This is a genomic window from Anaerotruncus sp. (assembly GCF_057433415.1).
The window spans coordinates 11,082-30,316 of record NZ_DBMDHH010000036.1 but is presented as its reverse complement, the minus strand read 5'-3'; the positions used below and the strand labels follow the sequence as shown (position 1 = coordinate 30,316).

The window sequence follows — 19,235 nt, the reverse complement described above, 5'->3', positions numbered from 1 at the left end:
AGAAGCGCCGGGACAGAAAAAAAGTGTGCCCCCGAAGGGACACACTTAAGAGCGACTGGTTACCTTCTATTCGAGAAGCACTCACTGCAATAAACAGGGCGGTCGCCGCGCGGCTCGAAGGGGACCCGGCAGGTTTTTCCGCACTCGGAGCAGACCGTCTCAAACATCTGGCGCTCGGAATTGCCGCCGCGCGCATTTCCTTTTCTGGCATCGCGGCAGGGCTTGCAGCGCTGCGGCTCGTTGGTGAATCCTTTTTCGGCGTAGAATTCCTGCTCGCTCGCAGTGAACTGAAATTCGTTTCCGCAGTCTTTGCAAATGAGTGTTTTGTCGTTGTACATGAGATACCTCTTTAAAAATATTATGCTAGTTGACAAGCATTAACTTAGTATACGTCAAAAACGCGAAAAAGTCAATGGGCAAATGCGGACGGACCAGAAATTTCCGTCAATAGAGGAACAAGCCCAGCACGCCGGTGACCGCCATCAGCAGGACGGGGTTCAGCTTCCACCTGCGCAGGGCGAAAAGGGAGGCGGCGAACACCGCAAGCGCGGCCCAGTCGGGCATCGCGCCGGGCGCGGGGGCGCCGGTCCCGAAAAAGGCGAGCAGCAGGATGGTGCCCGCCGCCGACATGATCAGCCCCAGCGAGGCCGCCTTGAGCCCGCCGAGCACCTCGAACACATATACGGACCTCCGGTAGCGGCGGAAGAACGCATACAGGACCAGGGAGAGCGCCACGCCGCACAGCACGCAGCCCACGGTGGCGGCGACGGCCCCGGGGACGCCCGCGATCTGCAGGCCCACAAAGGTGGAGGTATTGACGGCCAGCGGCCCCGGCGTCATCTGCGAGATGGTGATGATGTCGGTAAAGACCTTTTCGCTCACCCACCCCGCCCGCTCCACCACCTGCTCCTGGATCAGGGGGATGATCGCGTAGCCGCCGCCGATGCTGAGCGCGCCGATCTTGAAAAAGGTATAGAACAGCGTCCAGATCCGGTTCACCGGCGCGCCCTCCTTTTCAGCAGCACCCGTCCCACGCAGAGCAGGCAGCTCGCGGCAAGGATCAGGGCCACGTTGACATTCAGTACGAAGCTGGCCAGAAAGGCGCACGGGATCATGGCGGTCAACAGCGGCGAGCGTTCCTTGAGCAGCATGCGGCACATGTCGATGATCAAATCCACAATCAGCGCGGCCACGCCCGCCTGCATGCCCTTGAGGACCGCGGCGATCACCGCGTTGGCCGCGAAGGCCGCGTAAAAGGCGGAGACCAGCCCCAAAATGGCGAGCGGGGGCAGGATGGCGGCGATACAGCTGAGGACGGCCCCGCCCAGGCCCGCCGTGCGGAAGCCCGCCAGCGCGGAGAGGCTGATGGCGATCGCGCCCGGCGTAGACTGCGCCACGGCCGCCATGCTCACGAGCTCCTCCTCGGTGAAGCACCGCCTGCGCTCCACGAAATAACGGCGAATCATGGGGACCACCACATAGCCGCCGCCAAAGGTGAACGTGCTGATGAACAGGTTGACGCCCAACAGCCAGAGGTAGGGCTTTTTTGTTTTCTCCAAGTTTGCACTCCCTTTCCATACCCTATGATTATAGGACTGGAAAACCGATCTGTAAAATGATATAATTGTATGGATCACATTAATTCAATTCATGTCAGGGGGAACGTGATGAACCTGCGGCATTTGGAAATTCTGGAGGCGGTCGCGCGGGCGGGCACCTTTACCGGGGCGGCGCAAAAGCTGTTCCTCACCCAGTCGGCGGTTTCCCACGCCGTGGCGGAGCTGGAGCGGCAGGCGGGCGCGCCGCTCTTCGACCGGATGCCGCGCGGCGTGCGCCTGACGCCCTGCGGGACGCTGCTTTTGGAGGAGGCACGGGGGATTCTGGCCGCCTGCCGCGAGCTGGAGGGGCGGCTTGCCGGCCTGGAGGAGGAAGCGCCCGTAAAGCTGGTGTCCAGCATCACGATCGCATCCTTCCCGCTGCCGGAGATCCTGCGGCGGGTGCGGGAAATACTGCCCGGGCTGCAGGTGCAGGTGCGGGTGGTGAGCGCGGCCAGCGCCGTTGAAATCCTGCAGAGCGGGGAAGCGGACCTGGCGCTGATCGAGGGCGCCGAGCCAAAGGGGATCTTTCGCAGCGAGCCCTTCGGATCCTACCAGTTGTGGGCGGCCTGCGCCCCCGGCTTCCCGCTGCCCGCGGAGCCGCTGACGCCGCGGGAGCTGTGCGCCGCGCCGCTGCTGCTGCGGGAGCGGGGAAGCGCGATCCGCGACACGCTGGACAGCACGCTCTTTCTCGCCAACCAGACGGCGCGCCCCCTGTGGGAGAGCGTGAACTCCACGGCGCTGATCCAGGCCGCCCAGGCGGGCCTGGGGATCACCGTCCTGCCGGACCTGCTGCTGGCGGAGCCGGTCGCGCAAAAACGGCTGCGGGTGGTTGCGCTGGACGGCGTCGACATGCGCAACGAGATGCTGGCGGTGCGCAACAGGAACCAGCGCCCTTCGCGCGGCCTGCGGGTGCTGCTGGATGCCGTCGGCGGAATCACGGCGTAAAAAGAGGGAGACGATTTTCGTCTCCCTCTTTTGCATTTTGAGGGATGATTCGGACAATCCGGGAAATAATATTCCAAAAAGATTGGAGGAGGCATCCCAATGTTCAAACATGAAAAAATGTTGTTCCATCCGGTACGGGTCGAAAAACCCAACCCGCAATATGCCGTCCTGCTGCAGGAGCAGCTGGGCGGGGCCAACGGCGAGCTGAAATCGGCCATGCAGTATATGTCGCAGAGCTTCCGCATCAAGGACGCGGCGATCAAGGACCTCTTTATGGATATCGCGGCGGAGGAGCTCAGCCACATGGAGATGGTGGCGACGACGATCAACATGCTCAACGGCCACGACGTCGACAGCCAGCAGGTCGCGGCGGGCGAGATCCAGAGCCATGTCCTGCTCGGACTCAACCCGGGGCTCATCAACGCGTCGGGCTATTCCTGGGTGGCCGACTATGTTACGGTCACGGGGGACCTGTGCGCCGACCTGCTTTCCAACATCGCGTCGGAGCAGCGCGCCAAGGTGGTCTACGAATATCTCCACCGGCAGATCGAGGATAAGCACGTCCGCGAAACCATCGACTTCCTCCTCAACCGCGAGGAGGCGCATAACGCCCTCTTCCGCGAGGCGTTCAACCGCGTGCAGGATTCCGGCTCGAATCGGGATTTCGGCGTCACGGAGGACTCCCGCCTCTATTTCAATCTCTCGACGCCTTCCCCGGCCAACGGCTTCGGTGACACAAAGGCCGCGCCGCCCAGCTTCAACAACCCGAATACGCGTCCTTCGTAGCGCGGCAGCCGCCGCGCGGGGGAGCAAAAAGGAGGCGGACAAGCATGCTTGTCCGCCTCCTTTTACTCTTCGGGTGTCCCGGGGTGGCCCCCGAGGCGCTGGCGAAATGCCTTGATCACATCCAGGATATAGAGCTGTTCCTCTTCGGAAAGTTCCTTGGCGAGCTCGTAAAGCTCCGCCAGAACGCGCGCGCTCCGGGACGCCGCACGTTTGTCCTCCATCTCGCCGTCGCCGGTCATGAGCCAGTTTTGGCTGATTTTGAGCGTTTGGCAGATGGCGTTGATGACGATCGGCTGCGGCGAAGTCTTGTCTTTTTCCAGATTGTAGATTACCCCGCGCGAGACGCCGATCTCCTCCGCAAGGGAGTTCTGCGTGTACCCTCTTTTTCTGCGGGCATAGTTTAAGCGCGCACCCAGCGTATCCATAGCATCACCTCATGGAAATTATAACCTATTTGCAATGCTTTTTCAATGATTATTTTCATTGACAGTGAAATTGTTTTACAAAAGTATTCATTGACACTGAAAAATAGGCATGTTATAATTCATCTATAAAGCATTAAGGAGGGAAAAGGATGACGGAGCGGGAAATTCAAAGCCGTTTGTCCGGATACGCCGGGGAAATCATCGAACAAGCGGCTGAATTGCCGCTGGAGGATCAGGAACGGCTGCTGCTCATTGCGCGCGGTATGGCGTTCACCAGAAACCTGATGCACACCACCTCGGACGGTCCCACCCCGTCCGGAAAGAGCGCATGAGCGGCCGCGCCCTTTACGGCGCGGTCCATTCCTTCCGGGGGAAAACGGCATGCCGGTCCTTCCGGAACGCATCTGAAGACCCTGCACAGACGAAGCATTTCCTTTTTCATCAGGATGGGTCCCCCCGTGGCGGACGGTCCTGACCAGGAGGGGACATTTTAAGGAGGTTAGAGACAGATGAGAAAGACCAAGCGGATTCTGTCGGCCATGCTGGCCCTGATCCTGACGCTGACCATGTCGATGGGCGGCACGGTATCGGCTGCGGACACGGGAAGCGCGGAAATCCGGGCGTCCATCGAGGGCGGAGACCTGACGGAACCGTCCTTTGTGGGCGGGATGGTTCTTCGCATGAGGAGCTTCTTCAGCGCCGGAACGAACGGCGAGACCTGGCCTCATGGCGATGCGCTCGCCATGACCGAATATCAAAACGGCCCGGTCAGCAAGGAGTTCAACATTGTCAAGACGCCGGCGGGCGCGACCGCCACGGCGAGCGGCGGCTATGACGACCAGGGCCGCCAGATCGTCTCGGTGGAGGTGCTCGGGGCGGCGGACGCCGACGGGAACATCCCGGTGAGGGCCGCCGCCGTGAATCCCGGCGAAGCGACCGTCGTCTACACCATCCGCAAGAGCGGATACAGCCCGGCGACCGTGGAGCAGAAGGTGCAGGTCTTTGACCGGATGCGCCTTGCCAGCGAGGATTTTCCGGAAAAGGACGAGCTGATTTACGCGGGCACCGCGCGCGACTTTACCTATAGCGTTTCCGGAACCAACGGCGATATCCTCACGGAAAACGCCAAACTGGAGATGTCTCCGAACAGCGCGGCCACGCTGGACGCCGCGCCCGGCACCGGGCGCGGAACGCTTAACGCGGTCTCGGCGGTCTACGGCGCGGACGTGTCCCTGACCGCCGGAAGGATCGCGGACGAGCCCTATCCGATGTATTTCTATGACGATTCGGAGGCGCTGGGCCGGACGATCTCCGTCTCGGATTCGGTCCTGTTCAAGGATCTGAAGTCCTCCCACCCCGACCTGGCGGCGGCGCTTTCGGGCGATAAGGGCGGCCAGACGATCACGGCGGGCTTCACCTACGGGCAGTTCGCCGACGACCAGTACCTCGAGTTTGCGACCACGCCGAAACAGAACGTGGCGCTCTCGATCGATTCGGTCACCTTCCGCGGGGATGAGATCGGCATCTCGGAGAGCGGCTTTGCCGTTTCGATCACGGGCGACACCGGGATCGCCAGGCTGACCGTCCCCAAGACGGCCGGCGCGGGCGACTATGCCATCCGTCTGCTTGCCTCCCGCCCCAACGCCTATCTGGAGACGCCGCTGACCGTCAACCTCACGGTCACGCAGGCGCAATTCACCGGCGTGGGACTTGCCTACAGCACGGGCGATCCGGAAGGCCCCGCCTGGGCGGATGCCGTGGACGGCAAAATTTCCGCCAAGTTCAACGCACGGTATGAAAAGGCGTTTGACGTTTCGCTCACCAGCGGCGACGAACGCCCGAACGGCGTCACCACCTTCGCCTCTTACCGCGCGTCCGGGCTGCCGGAGGGCGCCTCCTTCGAGGGGAACGTCCTCTCCCTGTCGGGCAAAAATCCGGTGGGCAGCTATCTCATCCCGGTCACCCTCTATGACCCGGCGGGCAACTATGCCGACGCCGAGCTGGCGCTTACCTACCAGGTGGACAACACCTATACGATCGCGCTGAAGGACGTCACCGGCAATCTCGTCGGAAACGCCGAGATCGTCAACGGCTCGGACATCGTCGCGACGGTCCATCTGCCCTATGAGGATACGACGGGCAGCAACAAGCTGAACCTCCTCTTCTACCAGGACGGCGAGGATGGACGCATGAAGGCCGCGACGGCCGTTGCCAAGCTGGCCACCGGCGAGGGCGCCGTCACCGTCAAGAACAACGTCGTCACCGTTCCCAAGCGCCTGCCGGTGCTCGCGGAGGGGGAGACCTACGACCTTGTCACGACGGTCAGCGCCGACAACTACAACGACGCGCGGCTGACGGTCAAGATCATCGTCGACAAGGCGGCGATCACCGTGACCGACGTGGCGAGTTCGACCACCAACAGCAGCTACCAGACCATCGCTCCCGCGGCGGACGGCGAGACCTACGAGGCCGACCGGTTTGCCTATGGGGAGAACAAATACTTCCGGATCACCTCCGACTCCAAGAGCAGCGCGCAGTTTACGGCGGCCTCGCTCGTCTCCGCCGACGAGCCGGAAACCGACCTGCGGGACGCCTACCTCGTGAAGGAGAGCTTTGCCAAGGGCAAGAGCCTCATCCAGCTGGCGCCCGGGCTTCCCACGGGGGACTATGAGCTGACGCTGACGGGCGAGAGCTCCTCGTCCGACAAGGGCGGCAACTACCAGACAAAGACGATTGTCATCAAATTCACGGTGGCGCAGTCTCCGCTTTCGGTGGAGATGCAGGTGACCGGGGACGGCGTGAAGGCCGGGACCGGCGCGGACAACTTCGTCGTCACCCAGAAGGTCGCGGATTCCGGCCTCGTCTACACCTACCGGGTGGAGGTCACCGGGCCCGAGGGCGCGGCCGACACCGCGCAGGTGGCTCTCGACCCGTCCTCCGCGCAGGCGGGCGATTTCGACGAGGCCACCGGGACGCTGACCATTCCGGCGGACACTGAACCGGGCGTCTACACCTATGTCTTTAACGGCACCGACAAGAGCTTCCAGCCCGGCAAGGTCACGCTGGTCGTCACGGTCGGCGACTACGCGCGGATCACCAGGATCACCTCCAACACGAGCACCGTCAAGGCGTTCGCGCCGGGCGAGGACGACAAGGGCTTCGACTTCCGCACCCGCGCGCCGGAGGGGGTCAAGACGGTCCTGACCCTCACCAGGGACCCGGCGAACGCCAAGGTGGCCCTCACCGTCACGAACGGCAGGGGCGAAGCGGTCAAGACGATCAAGCTGAACACGGCCGGCGACAAGATCGTCGTCCCGGCCAGCCAGTCGGCGGGCACCTACCATCTGACGATGGAGGTCACCCACGCGTCCCGTTCCTCCAGGACCTATCTGCTCGACCTGCGGATCGTGGGCAAGAATGAAATCACCTCGATCCACGACGAGGGGGAGGTCTACTCGACCGTGCCGGCGGACGGCGCGGCCACGCTGGACATCGACCTCTCCAAGCTGAACGACTTTGACGGCGCGTTCCAGGTCGCCACCAACGAGGGCACGACCCACATCGACGACACGATCGACGTGGAAAACTGCGTCCCCGCCGGCGCGGTCGCCTGGGACTTTGACACCGACACGCTGAACGTCGACGTGACGAAGGCGGGCCGCATCACCACCGACCTCGTGGTCGACAAGGGCAGGCCCTCCGAGACGACGACCAGACTGACGGTCAACGTCATCCCGGCGGTCACCGTGACGGACAAATCCGGCGAGCTGACCCTTTCGGACGGCGTCTACACAGCCGAATCCAAGGCGGGCGAGGGCAATCAGATCACGATCGCGGCGAACCCGTCCGCGGGCTGCACGGTCGAGACGAGCCTTTCCTCCGCGGAGGTCCGGCAGCTGCTGCAAAACAAAAAGATCACCGTCCTCGGCGACGCGATCACCGTTGCGAACGACGCGCCCGCCGGTACGGTGGAAATCCCCTTCCGGATGAGCGGCACTTCCGACCGCAACATCACGCTCGGCTCCGGCTTCACCGTCCGGGTGCGGGTCGGCGCGGGGGACATCACCGCTTCGGTCTCCTCCCCGCTGATGGACGCGCCCGCCGTGGTGACGGAAAACAAGGCCAAGCTCACCCACGGCTACGGCGCGGATGAGGTCTTCACCATCAGCACCACGCCCGAGACGACCCTGTCGCTCGTGAGCGAGAGCGTCAACAACCTCATCTTCAACAGCGCGAACAAGACGGTCACCGCCAAGGCCAATCTGGCGGCCGGCACCTATACCCTCCGGCTGAAGGCCGAGGCGCAGTACTATACCCCCTTCCTCTTTGACATCGTCGTGGAGGTCGTGCCCGCCGCCGAGGTGGCGTGGACCGTCACCGGCGCGGACGGCGAGGCGATTTCCCCCGACAAGGCCGGCGTCTACCAGCTGCCGGTCAACCGCAGCGAGGGCGGGAGCTTCACGGTCTCGACCGTGCCCACGAACGCCAAGGTCACCCGCACCGACAAAAACGCGGAGATCACCTCCGACGACAACCGGACCTTCACCGTCCCCGCGGACCTGTCCGGGGACAGCATGGAGGTGACGCTCAAGGGTACGAATAAGAACTACCTCCCGAGCGAAATTACAATCAGCGTCAACCTGGTCAGCGACGCGCGGCTGACGCCCGTCGCAACGGTCGGTGACAAGACCTATTACGCCGACGCGGACGGCGTCATCTCCGTCACCCTCAAGGACCTCGAAAAGGCCGTCCTGTCCACCAATGCGGCGGACGCGGTCATCACGAAGCAGATTTCCGAACAGGCCGGGTTCAACATCGTGAATTCCGGCGTCCGCGCCAACGGCGCCAAGGCGGGGACCTACGACTTCCCGTTCAGGGCCACGGCGGAAAACTATCTGGACACCGACTTCACCCTGCGCGTGACGATCGCCCCGATCGTCGAGTACAAGGTGGACGACGACCAGGATTACGCGGCCGTTACCGAGAGGACCGTCGAGGTCGGCTATGGCGACGGCGCCCAGATCCCGGTGCTCGCCAAGCTCGCCAACGGCGACAACGCGGTCACCCTTTCGGCCGGCGCCACCCCGCTCTACACCGCGTGGGGCAACGGGGTCCTGACCATCCTGCCGAACGCTCCGGCGGGCAGCTATACGATCAAGCTCACCCCCAGGGCGGACGGCGTTTCGATCCCTGACGCGCGCCTGACCCTGACGGTCAAGGTTCTGAGCGGCAGAATCGCGGTCGACGCGGCTTCCGATCTGTCGGGCGACCTCCCGAAGCAGGACGGTCCGGACGGCGTCGTCTTCACGGCCTCCCACTATGCGGGCGAGACCCAGACGATCACCTTCTCCGACAAGGTCGGCGCGGGCTACCGCTTCACCGGAACGAGCTGGCCGATGGGCTTCGCGCTCAGCGGCAGGACGCTGACGATCGCCCCCGAGGCGATGGCCGGGGAGTATTCACTCCCCTTCCAGGCGTCGAAGGAAAACTATGAGCCGACCTCCATCACCCTGCAGGTGAAGGTGGCGACCGACACGACCTCCTTCTACGACACGGCGGTCGCCGTCAACGGCGACGCGCGGCAGGCGTCGTCCGAGCCGTCCGTCGGCGCGGCGGTCGACAACCGGCGCGTCTATGACATCCAGGTGAAACCCGGTCAGACGGTCTCCGTCACCACCGGCGTGAACATCACCGCCGACAGGATGGCGGTGGACGCGCCCGACGGATGGACGGTCAGCAAGATCGATTCCACGGTCACCTTCCCCTTCCCCGAGACGGCCGTAACCGGCGAGACCTACACCGTCAAGGTGGACTACCCGCGCAGCGCGGACAACCGCGCGACCCAGGCGGTTGTCAACATGACCGCCGTGGATAAGAGCCAGCTCGCGCAGCCGGTCATCTCCGGCCTCAGTCTGGCGGTCGATCCGTCCGACGAGACGAGCGGCACGGTCACAGTCAGCTGGAACGCGGTGGAAGGCGCCGCCTACTACCAGCTTTACGCCGGCGGCGAACTGAAGGTGGAAACCGATTCGGCCAGCGCCCAGCTGGGCATTGGCGCGGGTTACGCCGGCAGCCTCCCGACGGTTGAGGAGAACGCTTCCCTCACGGTGAAGGCGTTCCCGGCCAAGGGCAGCGGCAACGCGGAATCCCCCGTCTCCGAGCCCAAGACCCTGACGATTACCCGGGCGGCGCTGGACGACGTCCAGTTCACCGGAACGGTCAGCCGCACCCCCGCGGACGGGAAGACGCGCTTCTTCTTCCAGCCCGTTGCGGACGCGGCCGGCTACGCGGCCACCGAGGACGGCGAGCCGGTGGAGAAGGCGCTCATCCAGGATTCCAGCAGCGGCGGCAAGTACTATCTGACCAGGCTTGCGCCCGGCGGCGGGCTCACGGTCGGGCTCCGCGCGCTGGCGAAGGAGGGGTCGCTCCTCCACACGGATTCGGCCGAAGAGAGCTTCAAGACCTATCAGGCCGACGCGCTCAAGGAACTGACCGTCCTGGTCAACGGCGAAGCGGTCGGCGGCGACGGCGTCACCGATACCTTCAAGGCGGGCACCCTGACTGCTCCGAAGCAGTATTCCGTCGCGGTCGGGGAGACCGGAGGGACCGCCAGCATCGCAGTCGCCGCGGACGACGAGTCCTACAAGGACATGGTCAGTTCCACGGATGGCGTCGCGGTCGAAGTCCCGGCGGATGTGGAGCCCGGAACCTATGCCTTTACGATCACCGTAACCCCGTCCGGAAACTTTGACGGCGTCTATCAGGAGACGGTCAAGGCGCTGACGATCGTTGTCACCGAGAAGGATTCCTTCGACGTGAGCGGCGCCGCCCTCGCCCTCGAGACGCAGTTCACGGCGGATGAGGAAGTCAAGTGGGTCCGCGCCTCGTGGGATGCGGTCCCGAACGCGGAAAGCTACGACCTGCTTGTGAACGGCACGCTGGTCGAGCATACCGCGAAGACCGCGGCGACGATCCTCCCCGCCAAGATCAAGGCGGGCGACACGGTTTCCGTCGTCGCGAAGGCCCCCGGCTACAACGACGGCACGCCGGTCACGGCGGTCTACGAATACGCGCCCGCCAGACTGGCGGCCCCCGTGGTTACCTTCGCCTACGACGATGAAACCGGAGAGCTGACCGCCTCGTGGGAGGCCGTCGAAGGCGCCGCTCACTACAGTGTGGACCCGAGCGCCGACTGGGGCGGCTACAACACCACCAACAACCAGGCGCTCACAGCGGTCCGGAACATCCGGAGCGGCACGGAGGTCGACTACCCGATCACGGTCCGGGCGATGGCCAGGAGCGGTTCGGCGAAATACGCCGATTCCGACAGGACGGAAGCGGTCTTCCACTATGACCGCCCGACCCTGACGGCCGACACCGCGACCACGACGATCAACCACCTGCCCAGCGAGTATCCGGACGGCAAGACCTATACGATCAAGGTCGAGCCGGCGGGCGCGGCGATCGCAATCGCCGACAGGACCCCGTCCGTCCCGGGCATCGTGCCCAACCGGGACGGCACGATCTCCATCTACAGCACCGCCAAGGAGACCGATGTCCCGCTCATCTATGACGCGACGGCGGCGCTTGACGGCTACCAGACGCTCAACTTCCAGATCGCGGTCAACGTCCTGCCCGCGCCTCCGAAAGCCTCCGCAACCTTCCAGTACCAGCTGGGCGGCAACAGCGGCGAGTGGACGGACCTCACGGACGGGCAGACGATCACCGCAACGGAAGGGGAAGCCCTCCTGCTCTATCTCCAGTCGGACAACACCGATTTCAATCCCAAGACGATGATCAAAAAGGACGCGGGCGGCAGCGCGGACATCAACGCGGCCTCCGCGGGCGTCTACGCCCCCGGCTCCGCCCCGGCCGGCAGCGCCTCCTTCACGATCACGGTTCCGGAGAACGATCTCTTTGCCGAGACCACGCTGCACTTCACCGTGGAGATCGCGGAGAAGCCCGCGCTCGACCTCTCCGGGATGACGACGGCGTATACCTACAGCCTCAAGGGTGCGGAGTCCATCCAGTACTCGAAGGTCATCACCGATGAGGTCCAGGCGGCCTATCCGGGCGCGACCGTGGGCTTCAACGCCGACCCGAGCGCGCTGAACTACGGCCCGGCCAAACCCGTCGGCGACGAAACCTACACGGTCACCGTCTCGAATGTGGCGGGCCACAAGGAAGGCAGCTTCGAGGTCACGATTACGGTGGTCGACGACCGCGACGAGCTCTCGGTCGATGACTTCACCTTCACCCACCCCTACAAGAAGACCAGCACCGCTTATCCGGTCGCGGTCGATGGCGCGGCGGTTACCGTCACGACCACCCCGCTCCCGGCGGGCATCAGCTGGAGGTCCGATAACAGCACCCTCTATGTGAACAGCGACGCCAAGGTCGGGGAGTACACCCTCGACGCGACGGCGAGCAAGTCCGGCATGAAGGACGCCTCCTTCCGGATCATTGTCACCGTTACGGATGAGCGGCAGGAGCTGACCATCCTGCTGGACGGCGGCGCGGTCACCGCGGACCCGGTCGAGACGCCTTACGGCGCGCGGAAGGACTTCGCGCTGTCGACGGCGGAAAGCCTGACCAGTCCGACGATCGAGCTGACGGCGACCGACGACGCCGGAAAGGTCCACTTCAGCAGCGATGGAAAAACCATCATGATCTACGAGGGCGGCGCCGAGGGCACGACCTATACGGTCCATGCGAAGATCACCCCGACCGGCGACGACGCGAGGGCCTATAAGGCCGCCGAAGCGGACATCACCTTCGTGGTGGGCGCGCCCAAGCAGATCGGGGAGGTCCCGGCGGACGTCGCGGAGACCTACTATGCCGACGAGACGGGCGAGCAGACCCTGACGCTGGATATCCCGGCGGACCTCACCCTCAAATCTCTGGCGGCAGACTTCGACAACGCGTCCGGCGGCTTTGTGATTGACCCGTCCGCAAAGACGATCCAATTCACCCCGTCCGATGTGGAGCCCGCGGTTTACGGCTTCACGGCGACGGTCGGCAAATCCGGCGGTTACGCGGATGCAACCTTCACCGTGACCATCACGGTGAACGACGCCTCCGCCCGCCCGGGAATCACCCTTAACGAGCCCACCGACATCACCGTCGACCTCAAGGGCTTCCTCGGTGAGACGAAATCCTTCACCACGGGCGAGGGGATCGCGGTGACCCTCAGCGGCGTCACGGCCAGCCCGGTCACCGACCAGATCCGTCTCGATAACGGCGGCCTGCGCATCGGCGCGGACATCGCCGAGGGCGACTACACGGTGACCGCGGCGGCCAGCGCGGCGGGCTACAAGGAGACCCCGGTCACCTTCACCGTCCACGCGAGCGACAGCACGCCCACGATCACGGTGCTCGAAAAGGACTTCACCTACGAGCGCGGCCAGGCACAGACCGGCTTCACCGTGACGACCGACCCGGCCGACGCGACGGTGACCATCACCGACGCGCACCATAACGGCCTCAACGTGAACGGCGCGGAGATCAACGTGGATGAACCCTGGCTGGGCGCCGACGGCACCTACACCTACCAGGCCACCGCGACGAAGGACGGCCACAGGACCGCAGCCTTCGAAGTGACGGTCACGGTCACCACCAAGCCGAACGAGGCGCTCACGATCGACGGGAACGCCTTCAGCGTAAAGCAGGGCGAGGGCGCGTCCTTCACCCTCGGCTTCAACGACGCGGGCGCGACGATCGAAGCGGACGGCACCGGATGGGACGAGGCGACCATGCAGGAGCCCAACCGTCCGAAGCTCAACAGGGCGGATAAGACCATCACCGTGGGCACGGACACCCCGGCCGGCACCTACACCCTGACGCTCAACGTCACCGGCGGCAGCGGCTACACCGACGGCACCTTCACGGTCACCGTCCACGTGCAGGAAGCCAATGCGTTTGAGATCGCGGACCAGAGGATCAGCGTCGAGGTTCCCGAGGGCCAGGCCTTCGGCGGCCCGCAGACGATCGACTTCGGAGACACGGACACCGCCGGCATGACCTTCTTCGTGGATCCGACCAACTACGGCGACAGGATCTTCCTCGGGATGAGCGGCACCAAGGCGCTGGTCTTCCTGACGGACGACGCGCCGGAAGGCACCTTCTACTTCATGGTGACCGCACAGAAGGACGGCTTCAGTACCGAATTTGAGATCGCGCTTGAGGTTGTCCGCACGGCGGCCAACAACCTTCTGGCCTCCCCCGCCAGCTTGGAGGAGGAGCCGATTGAAGGGGCCCCGCCCGCGGAGGAGGAGCCGAAGCCGGACGGTGGGCAGTCCACGGAGGGCCAGACTCCCGACGGCGAGACCCCTGACACGGAAACCCCCGATGGGGAACAGGTCCCCGGCAAGGAACAGGGCACCGACGTCCAGCAGCCTCCGAAGGAGCAGGACGCCGGGCAGGATCAGACCGGGACTGAACCGGGCGGCGATGGGACGGGGAGCGAAAGCAAGCCCGAGGTCGCCCCGCCTCCGGCCAAGTCAGAGGAAACTCCCGCCGAAAGCGGCGGAACGACCGAATAACGCCGGGCCAGGCGGTTTGAATCTTCAGGGAGCCGGGGAGGGGGCCCGCCCCCTCCCCGTCCCCAAGTAAAAGGGAGGTATCCCCATGGGAAAAAAGATTTTGGCAATGCTGCTGGCGGCCGCCCTGGCCGTGGCGTTCGCGGTCCCGTCGGCCGCGGTTTCTGGCAAGGTCGCCGGCGGCGCGGACGGAACCGTCAAAACGGTCGACACCCGGCAGACGATTGACACGGCGGACATCACCTACCAGAATATGCGTGTGGAAAACAACCTCACGATCTCCGAGGAGGTCGGCCGCGGCACGGTGACCCTGAAAAATGTCGAGATCACCGGGACCCTGCTCATCAGGAGCGGCGGCACTGTGGTTCTGGACGGCGTCACCTGCCCCAACGTGACCATCCAGAACCCCAAATACAAACCCACCGTCATTGCAACCGGCTCCACCTCCATCGACACCACCTACCTCAAGGGTAACTGCGTCATTGAGGAACGGGACCTGTCGGCGGACGGGGAAGGCTACATCGACGTGATCTACAGCCCCAACGTCAACTACGAGCTGACCAACGTGTCGCTCGAGCGGATGACCAAGGGCGTCAACGCGCCGGCTTCCGGCAGGAGCTTTGCCGGCAGCTCGAGCGGTTCCGGCGGCGGTTCGGGCGGCTCCTCCACCTTACCGTCCGCGGGAGGCAGCGTGGGCGACCTGGTCGAAAACAAAGGCTGACAGCAAAAATCCCCCGTTTCGGCGGGGGATTTTTGCTGTCTTGATGATCAGAAGCTGATCAATTCTGATCGGAATTACAAATCTTGACCGCGTTTGCGCAAAAGCGCCGCCGCGCATGGCTTTCCCTCCGCGGGCTTGCTACAATAGGAACAGGAATAACCGGAAGGGAAAGGAGGCGGGCGCATGGCGTATGAGCGGGCGGAATCTCCGGAAAAGCAGCGGATCATCCAGGAGCTGGTGCCGGGCAAGCAGGTGACGCTGGCGCATGTGATCGCCAGCCCCGACAGGATCATCTACCAGAAGCTGGGGCTCGATCCCGAGGCCGATTACCGGCAGGCGGCGATCGGCATCCTGAGCATGTCCCCGGCGGAAATCGCCGTGATCGCGGGCGACCTCGCGCTCAAGACGGCGAGCGTCGAGATGGGGTTCATCGACCGCTTCAGCGGCACGCTGATCTTCACCGGCCTCATCTCCGACGTGGAGGCCGCCATCCACAGCATCCTCGCCTACCTGGAGGGGACGCTGGGGTTCACCGTCTGCGCGGTGACCCGGACGTGACGGAATGAAAAAGATCATCCTGATGGGACGCAGCGAATGCGGCAAGACGACCCTCTCCCAGGCGCTGCGGGGCGGTGAGATCGCCTACCGGAAGACCCAGTATATCAACCACTACGACGTGGTAATCGACACGCCGGGCGAGTACGCCGAGACGGCCTCGCTCGGCCGCGCGCTGGCGCTCTACGCCTACGAGGCCGACGTGGTCGGCCTGCTCTGCGGCGCGACCGAGCCCTACTGCCTCTTTCCGCCCTGCGTCGCGGCGGCCTGCACGCGGCCGGTGATCGGCATCGTGACCCGCATCGACGAGCCGGGCGCCAACCCCGGCCGCGCCCAGCGGTGGCTTGAACTCGCGGGCTGCCGCCCGGTTTTCCGAGTGAGCGCCTATTCGGGGGAGGGCATCTGGCGGATTCTAAGCTACCTGAAGGAGCCGGGGGACCGCCTGCCGTGGGAGAACGCCGAGGAGGCGGAACGCCCGCGCACCGTCCTTTCGGACAAATACGGGGAGACGGGGCGAAAACGCCCCTGAGATCCGGAAGCTTTGCTTCCGGATTTTTTTATGCACTATCCACATGCGGAGGGTTGTGGTATCATGAAGGCTGAGGGCGCGCCGGAGTTGTAAGATTTCCGTAAGAAACGCGTCCATTTTTTTGTAAGGAAACCGCATTAGGATAGAGACAGGCCTAAGGGGGAGATCAGATGAACGAATGCGTGCTGGTGGTCGACGACGACCGGGAGATCGTGCAGGCGATCGCGCTGCTGCTCGAAAAGGAGGGCTACCGCGTGCTGCGGGCGTACGACGGGATGGAGGCGCTCGAACAGGCGATGGACCGTTCGGTGCGGCTGATGATCATCGACGTGATGATGCCGAGGCTCGACGGGCTGTCGGCGGTGATGAAGCTGCGGGAGCGGCGCAACCTGCCGATCATCGTGCTCAGCGCCAAGAGCGAGGACACCGACAAGGTGCTCGGACTCTCGATGGGTGCGGACGACTACGTCACCAAGCCCTTCAATCCGCAGGAGCTGGTGGCGCGGGTGCGCAGCCACCTGCGGCGGTACACGAGCCTGGGGGACATCAACGCGCCCGGGACGGGGGACGAGATCCACAACGGGCGGCTCAGCTACAGCCCGGAGGAACGCGTCCTGCGCGCGGACGGCGACCCGGTCAAGCTGACGGCCACCGAGACGAAGATCGTCGACCTGCTCATGCGCAACCTGGGGCGCATCTTTCCCGCCGAGGAGATCTACCGGCGGGTGTGGGAGGAGGACGCCTTCGCCGCCGAAAACACGGTGATGGTGCACATCCGGCGCATCCGGGAGAAGATCGAGCTCAACCCGAAGGAACCAGAATACTTAAAGGTGGTATGGGGAATTGGATACAAGATCGAAAAGGTGGAGGGCGGCCGTTAGCTTTACGGCCTTTTTTCTGGGGATCAGCCTGCTTCTGACGAGCGTGCCGGAGGCGCTTTCCCTCCTGACGGGCGGCTCGTGGAAGCGCACGTCGGTTGCGGACGCCTTCCAGGAGGACTACCAGAATACGCGGGCGTTCCGCGACGCGGTCGCAAGCTACCTCGAGGATTTTCTGACGATGGCCGTCGGCGGAAACGCGAACTACTCCGAATACAGCGTCTCCTACAACGGCGAAATCACCTCCGCGGTCATGGAGGCGGCCGAGGTCGCCGACGCGATCGGCGAGTACGGCTCGGGCGGCTACCACGGCTGGGACGACGGCTACGATTTCAGCGTCACCATCTCGCCGCCGTCGAGCTACGGCTCGTCCGCGCAGGCGGCGCACGACTACTTCAAGGAGGATAAGAACGTCCTCTACGACATCCGCTACGACGGCGAGCAGAAGTATACCAACGCCGAGGGCACGGGGCTGGACGGCCCGAACCTCAAGCTGCCCGAGGGCTACAATTTTCTGCTCTGGTTCGACGGGAGCAAGGTGCGCGTCGTCAAGGACGGCAGGGAGCTCGACATCTACGGCGACGGCTACTACCGCGAGGGGAAGGACTGGTACGTCCCCGGGTATAAAAACTTCACGGTGGACGAGGACGCCGCCCGCGCGAGCGTGGTGATCGCGGCGGCGAAGAGCCCGATGCTCTACGTGCGCGGCAGCTACGGGAACAGCTCGGCCGAGCGGCAGAACAACCGCCTCTACTGGCTCGAGCAGAACCTGAAGGAGAGGCGGGACCGCTACACCGGCATGGCCGCCTCCTGCGCGGCCGGCGTCCTGCTGCTGGCCGTCTGGTTCCTGCTGCGCGGGGACAAGCGCCGCGCCGACGCGGCGATCGCACGGGTGACGGGGCGCGTGTGGTACGAGGGCAAGCTCCTGCTCCTGCTGGCGGCGCTGGCGGTCTTCCTGGCCGGCCCGCAGGACGCCCTGCGGGAGATCACCTATATGGTCCGGGAGGAATATCTCGACCCGTGGATCTTCACCTACTACGCGCAGGAGCTCTCCCGCAACGGGTTCTCCCTGCTGGTGATCTTCTGGTCGGCCTACCTGCTGATCAACGACTGGAGGCACAACCCGAAGCCCTGGAAGCACAGCCTCACCGGGAAGTTCTGCGCGGCGGCGCGCGCCTCCGATCTGAAGCTGCCCCTCCAGCGGCGGATGGTGCGCCGGTTCGGCGCGGTGCTGATCGCGGCCGCGGCCTTCGCGGCGTCGGCGCTGGCGCTCTACGCGGGCTTCCGCGTCTATAACCGCGACTCCCTCTTCGCGTTCCTGCTGCTGGCGGGGCTGCTGGCGCTGCTGCTCTGGATGCTCTACCGCTTCGCGCGGGGCAACCGGGAGACCGCCCGGGACATCGGCGCGCTGGTCGGGCAGATCGCCGCCGTGCACGCGGGCGGGCTCACGATGCCGCTCGACCTGCCGGAGGACGCGGACCTCGCGGCGGCGGCGAAGGACCTCAACGACATCCAGCGCGGGATGAACGAGGCGCTCGAGGAGCGGATGCGCAGCGAGCGGATGAAGGTGGAGCTGATTGCGAACGTCTCCCACGACATCAAGACGCCGCTCACCTCGATCATCAGCTATGTGGAGCTTTTGGGGCAGGAGGAGGACCTCCCCGAGCATGTGAAGGACTATATCCGCATCCTCGAGAGCAAGTCGCAGCGGCTCAAGACGATGGTGCAGGATGTGTTCGAGGTGAGCAAGGCGGCCTCCGGGCAGCTCCCGGTGACGCTCGAGACCCTCGACCTGGGCAAGCTGCTGCGCCAGACGCTGGCCGACATGGCCGAGCAGATCGGCCGCAGCACGGTGACGGTGCGGGCGGAAATCCCCGAGGAGCCGGTGATGATTACGGCGGACGGCCAGCGGCTCTACCGCGTCTTCCAGAACCTCGTGCAGAACGCGCTGCAATATTCGCTGGACGGCTCGCGGGTGCACGTCAGCCTCGCGGCGGACGGGACCACGGCGGTCGCGAGCGTCAAAAACACCTCCCGCGAGGAGATTGCGAGGAATAAGGACTTCACCGAGCGGTTCGTGCGGGGGGATGACGCCCGCACCGACGGCGGCAGCGGGCTGGGGCTTTCGATCGCGCGCACCTTTACCGAGGCGTGCGGCGGGCGCTTCTCGGTGGAGACGATCGCGGACCTCTTTGTCGTGACGGTTGAATTCGCCCGGCAAGCGGCGGAGGAACAGGCGGAACAGGCGGAGGACTGACTT

At 64.6% G+C, this 19,235-nt stretch carries 13 protein-coding genes; 9 read left to right on the top strand and 4 right to left on the bottom strand.

Annotation, left to right across the window (positions count from 1 at the left end; all coding sequences use genetic code 11):
* Window positions 1-59: 59 nt before the first annotated feature.
* The 3 genes from ACZO3G_RS10345 to ACZO3G_RS10335 form a co-directional block, all read right to left on the bottom strand.
* Window positions 60-338 carry a zinc-ribbon domain containing protein gene (locus tag ACZO3G_RS10345; RefSeq protein ID WP_101549517.1) on the bottom strand — a complete coding sequence of 93 codons (279 nt, stop codon included), beginning with the start codon at window positions 336-338 and terminating at the stop codon, window positions 60-62.
* A gap of 106 nt (window positions 339-444) precedes the next feature.
* Window positions 445-999: a chromate transporter gene (locus tag ACZO3G_RS10340; protein ID WP_121587500.1), complete on the bottom strand. Its 555-nt coding sequence runs from the start codon at window positions 997-999 to the stop codon at window positions 445-447.
* The gene (locus ACZO3G_RS10335) at window positions 996-1,559 is read right to left on the bottom strand and encodes a chromate transporter (protein ID WP_288283834.1); all 564 of its coding nucleotides are present in this window, start codon (window positions 1,557-1,559) and stop codon (window positions 996-998) included. Before ACZO3G_RS10335 ends, ACZO3G_RS10340 begins: the two co-directional genes overlap by 4 nt.
* A gap of 108 nt (window positions 1,560-1,667) precedes the next feature.
* Between ACZO3G_RS10335 and ACZO3G_RS10330 the strand changes: the two genes are divergently transcribed.
* Both ACZO3G_RS10330 and ACZO3G_RS10325 read left to right on the top strand, forming a co-directional pair.
* Window positions 1,668-2,543, top strand: a complete 876-nt coding sequence (locus ACZO3G_RS10330) for a LysR family transcriptional regulator (protein WP_276871088.1) — start codon at window positions 1,668-1,670, stop codon at window positions 2,541-2,543.
* A gap of 99 nt (window positions 2,544-2,642) precedes the next feature.
* The gene (locus tag ACZO3G_RS10325) at window positions 2,643-3,329 is read left to right on the top strand and encodes a manganese catalase family protein (RefSeq protein WP_101549525.1); all 687 of its coding nucleotides are present in this window, start codon (window positions 2,643-2,645) and stop codon (window positions 3,327-3,329) included.
* Between the two features lie 62 nt (window positions 3,330-3,391).
* Here the strand turns inward: ACZO3G_RS10325 and ACZO3G_RS10320 are convergent, their stop codons facing one another.
* Window positions 3,392-3,754, bottom strand: a complete 363-nt coding sequence (locus tag ACZO3G_RS10320) for a helix-turn-helix domain-containing protein (protein WP_101549527.1) — start codon at window positions 3,752-3,754, stop codon at window positions 3,392-3,394.
* Window positions 3,755-3,903: 149 nt separating this feature from the next.
* Between ACZO3G_RS10320 and ACZO3G_RS10315 the strand changes: the two genes are divergently transcribed.
* The 7 genes from ACZO3G_RS10315 (at window position 3,904) to ACZO3G_RS10285 (ending at window position 19,232) form a co-directional block, all read left to right on the top strand.
* On the top strand, window positions 3,904-4,086 hold the full coding sequence (locus tag ACZO3G_RS10315; protein WP_101549529.1) for a hypothetical protein: 183 nt from the start codon (window positions 3,904-3,906) through the stop codon (window positions 4,084-4,086).
* 177 nt (window positions 4,087-4,263) lie between these two features.
* Window positions 4,264-14,295, top strand: a complete 10,032-nt coding sequence (locus ACZO3G_RS10310) for an ICP22 family protein (protein ID WP_288283836.1) — start codon at window positions 4,264-4,266, stop codon at window positions 14,293-14,295.
* Window positions 14,296-14,380: 85 nt separating this feature from the next.
* Window positions 14,381-15,013 carry a hypothetical protein gene (locus tag ACZO3G_RS10305; RefSeq protein ID WP_101549534.1) on the top strand — a complete coding sequence of 211 codons (633 nt, stop codon included), beginning with the start codon at window positions 14,381-14,383 and terminating at the stop codon, window positions 15,011-15,013.
* A gap of 183 nt (window positions 15,014-15,196) precedes the next feature.
* Window positions 15,197-15,571 (top strand): BMC domain-containing protein, encoded by a 375-nt coding sequence (locus tag ACZO3G_RS10300; RefSeq protein ID WP_101549536.1) that lies wholly within the window; start codon window positions 15,197-15,199, stop codon window positions 15,569-15,571.
* A 4-nt stretch (window positions 15,572-15,575) separates the two neighbouring features.
* Window positions 15,576-16,097 (top strand): EutP/PduV family microcompartment system protein, encoded by a 522-nt coding sequence (locus ACZO3G_RS10295; protein WP_101549537.1) that lies wholly within the window; start codon window positions 15,576-15,578, stop codon window positions 16,095-16,097.
* A 170-nt stretch (window positions 16,098-16,267) separates the two neighbouring features.
* Window positions 16,268-16,978 (top strand): response regulator transcription factor, encoded by a 711-nt coding sequence (locus ACZO3G_RS10290; RefSeq protein ID WP_101549538.1) that lies wholly within the window; start codon window positions 16,268-16,270, stop codon window positions 16,976-16,978.
* The gene (locus ACZO3G_RS10285; RefSeq protein ID WP_276871101.1) at window positions 16,941-19,232 is read left to right on the top strand and encodes a sensor histidine kinase; all 2,292 of its coding nucleotides are present in this window, start codon (window positions 16,941-16,943) and stop codon (window positions 19,230-19,232) included. Before ACZO3G_RS10290 ends, ACZO3G_RS10285 begins: the two co-directional genes overlap by 38 nt.
* Window positions 19,233-19,235 lie beyond the last annotated feature (3 nt).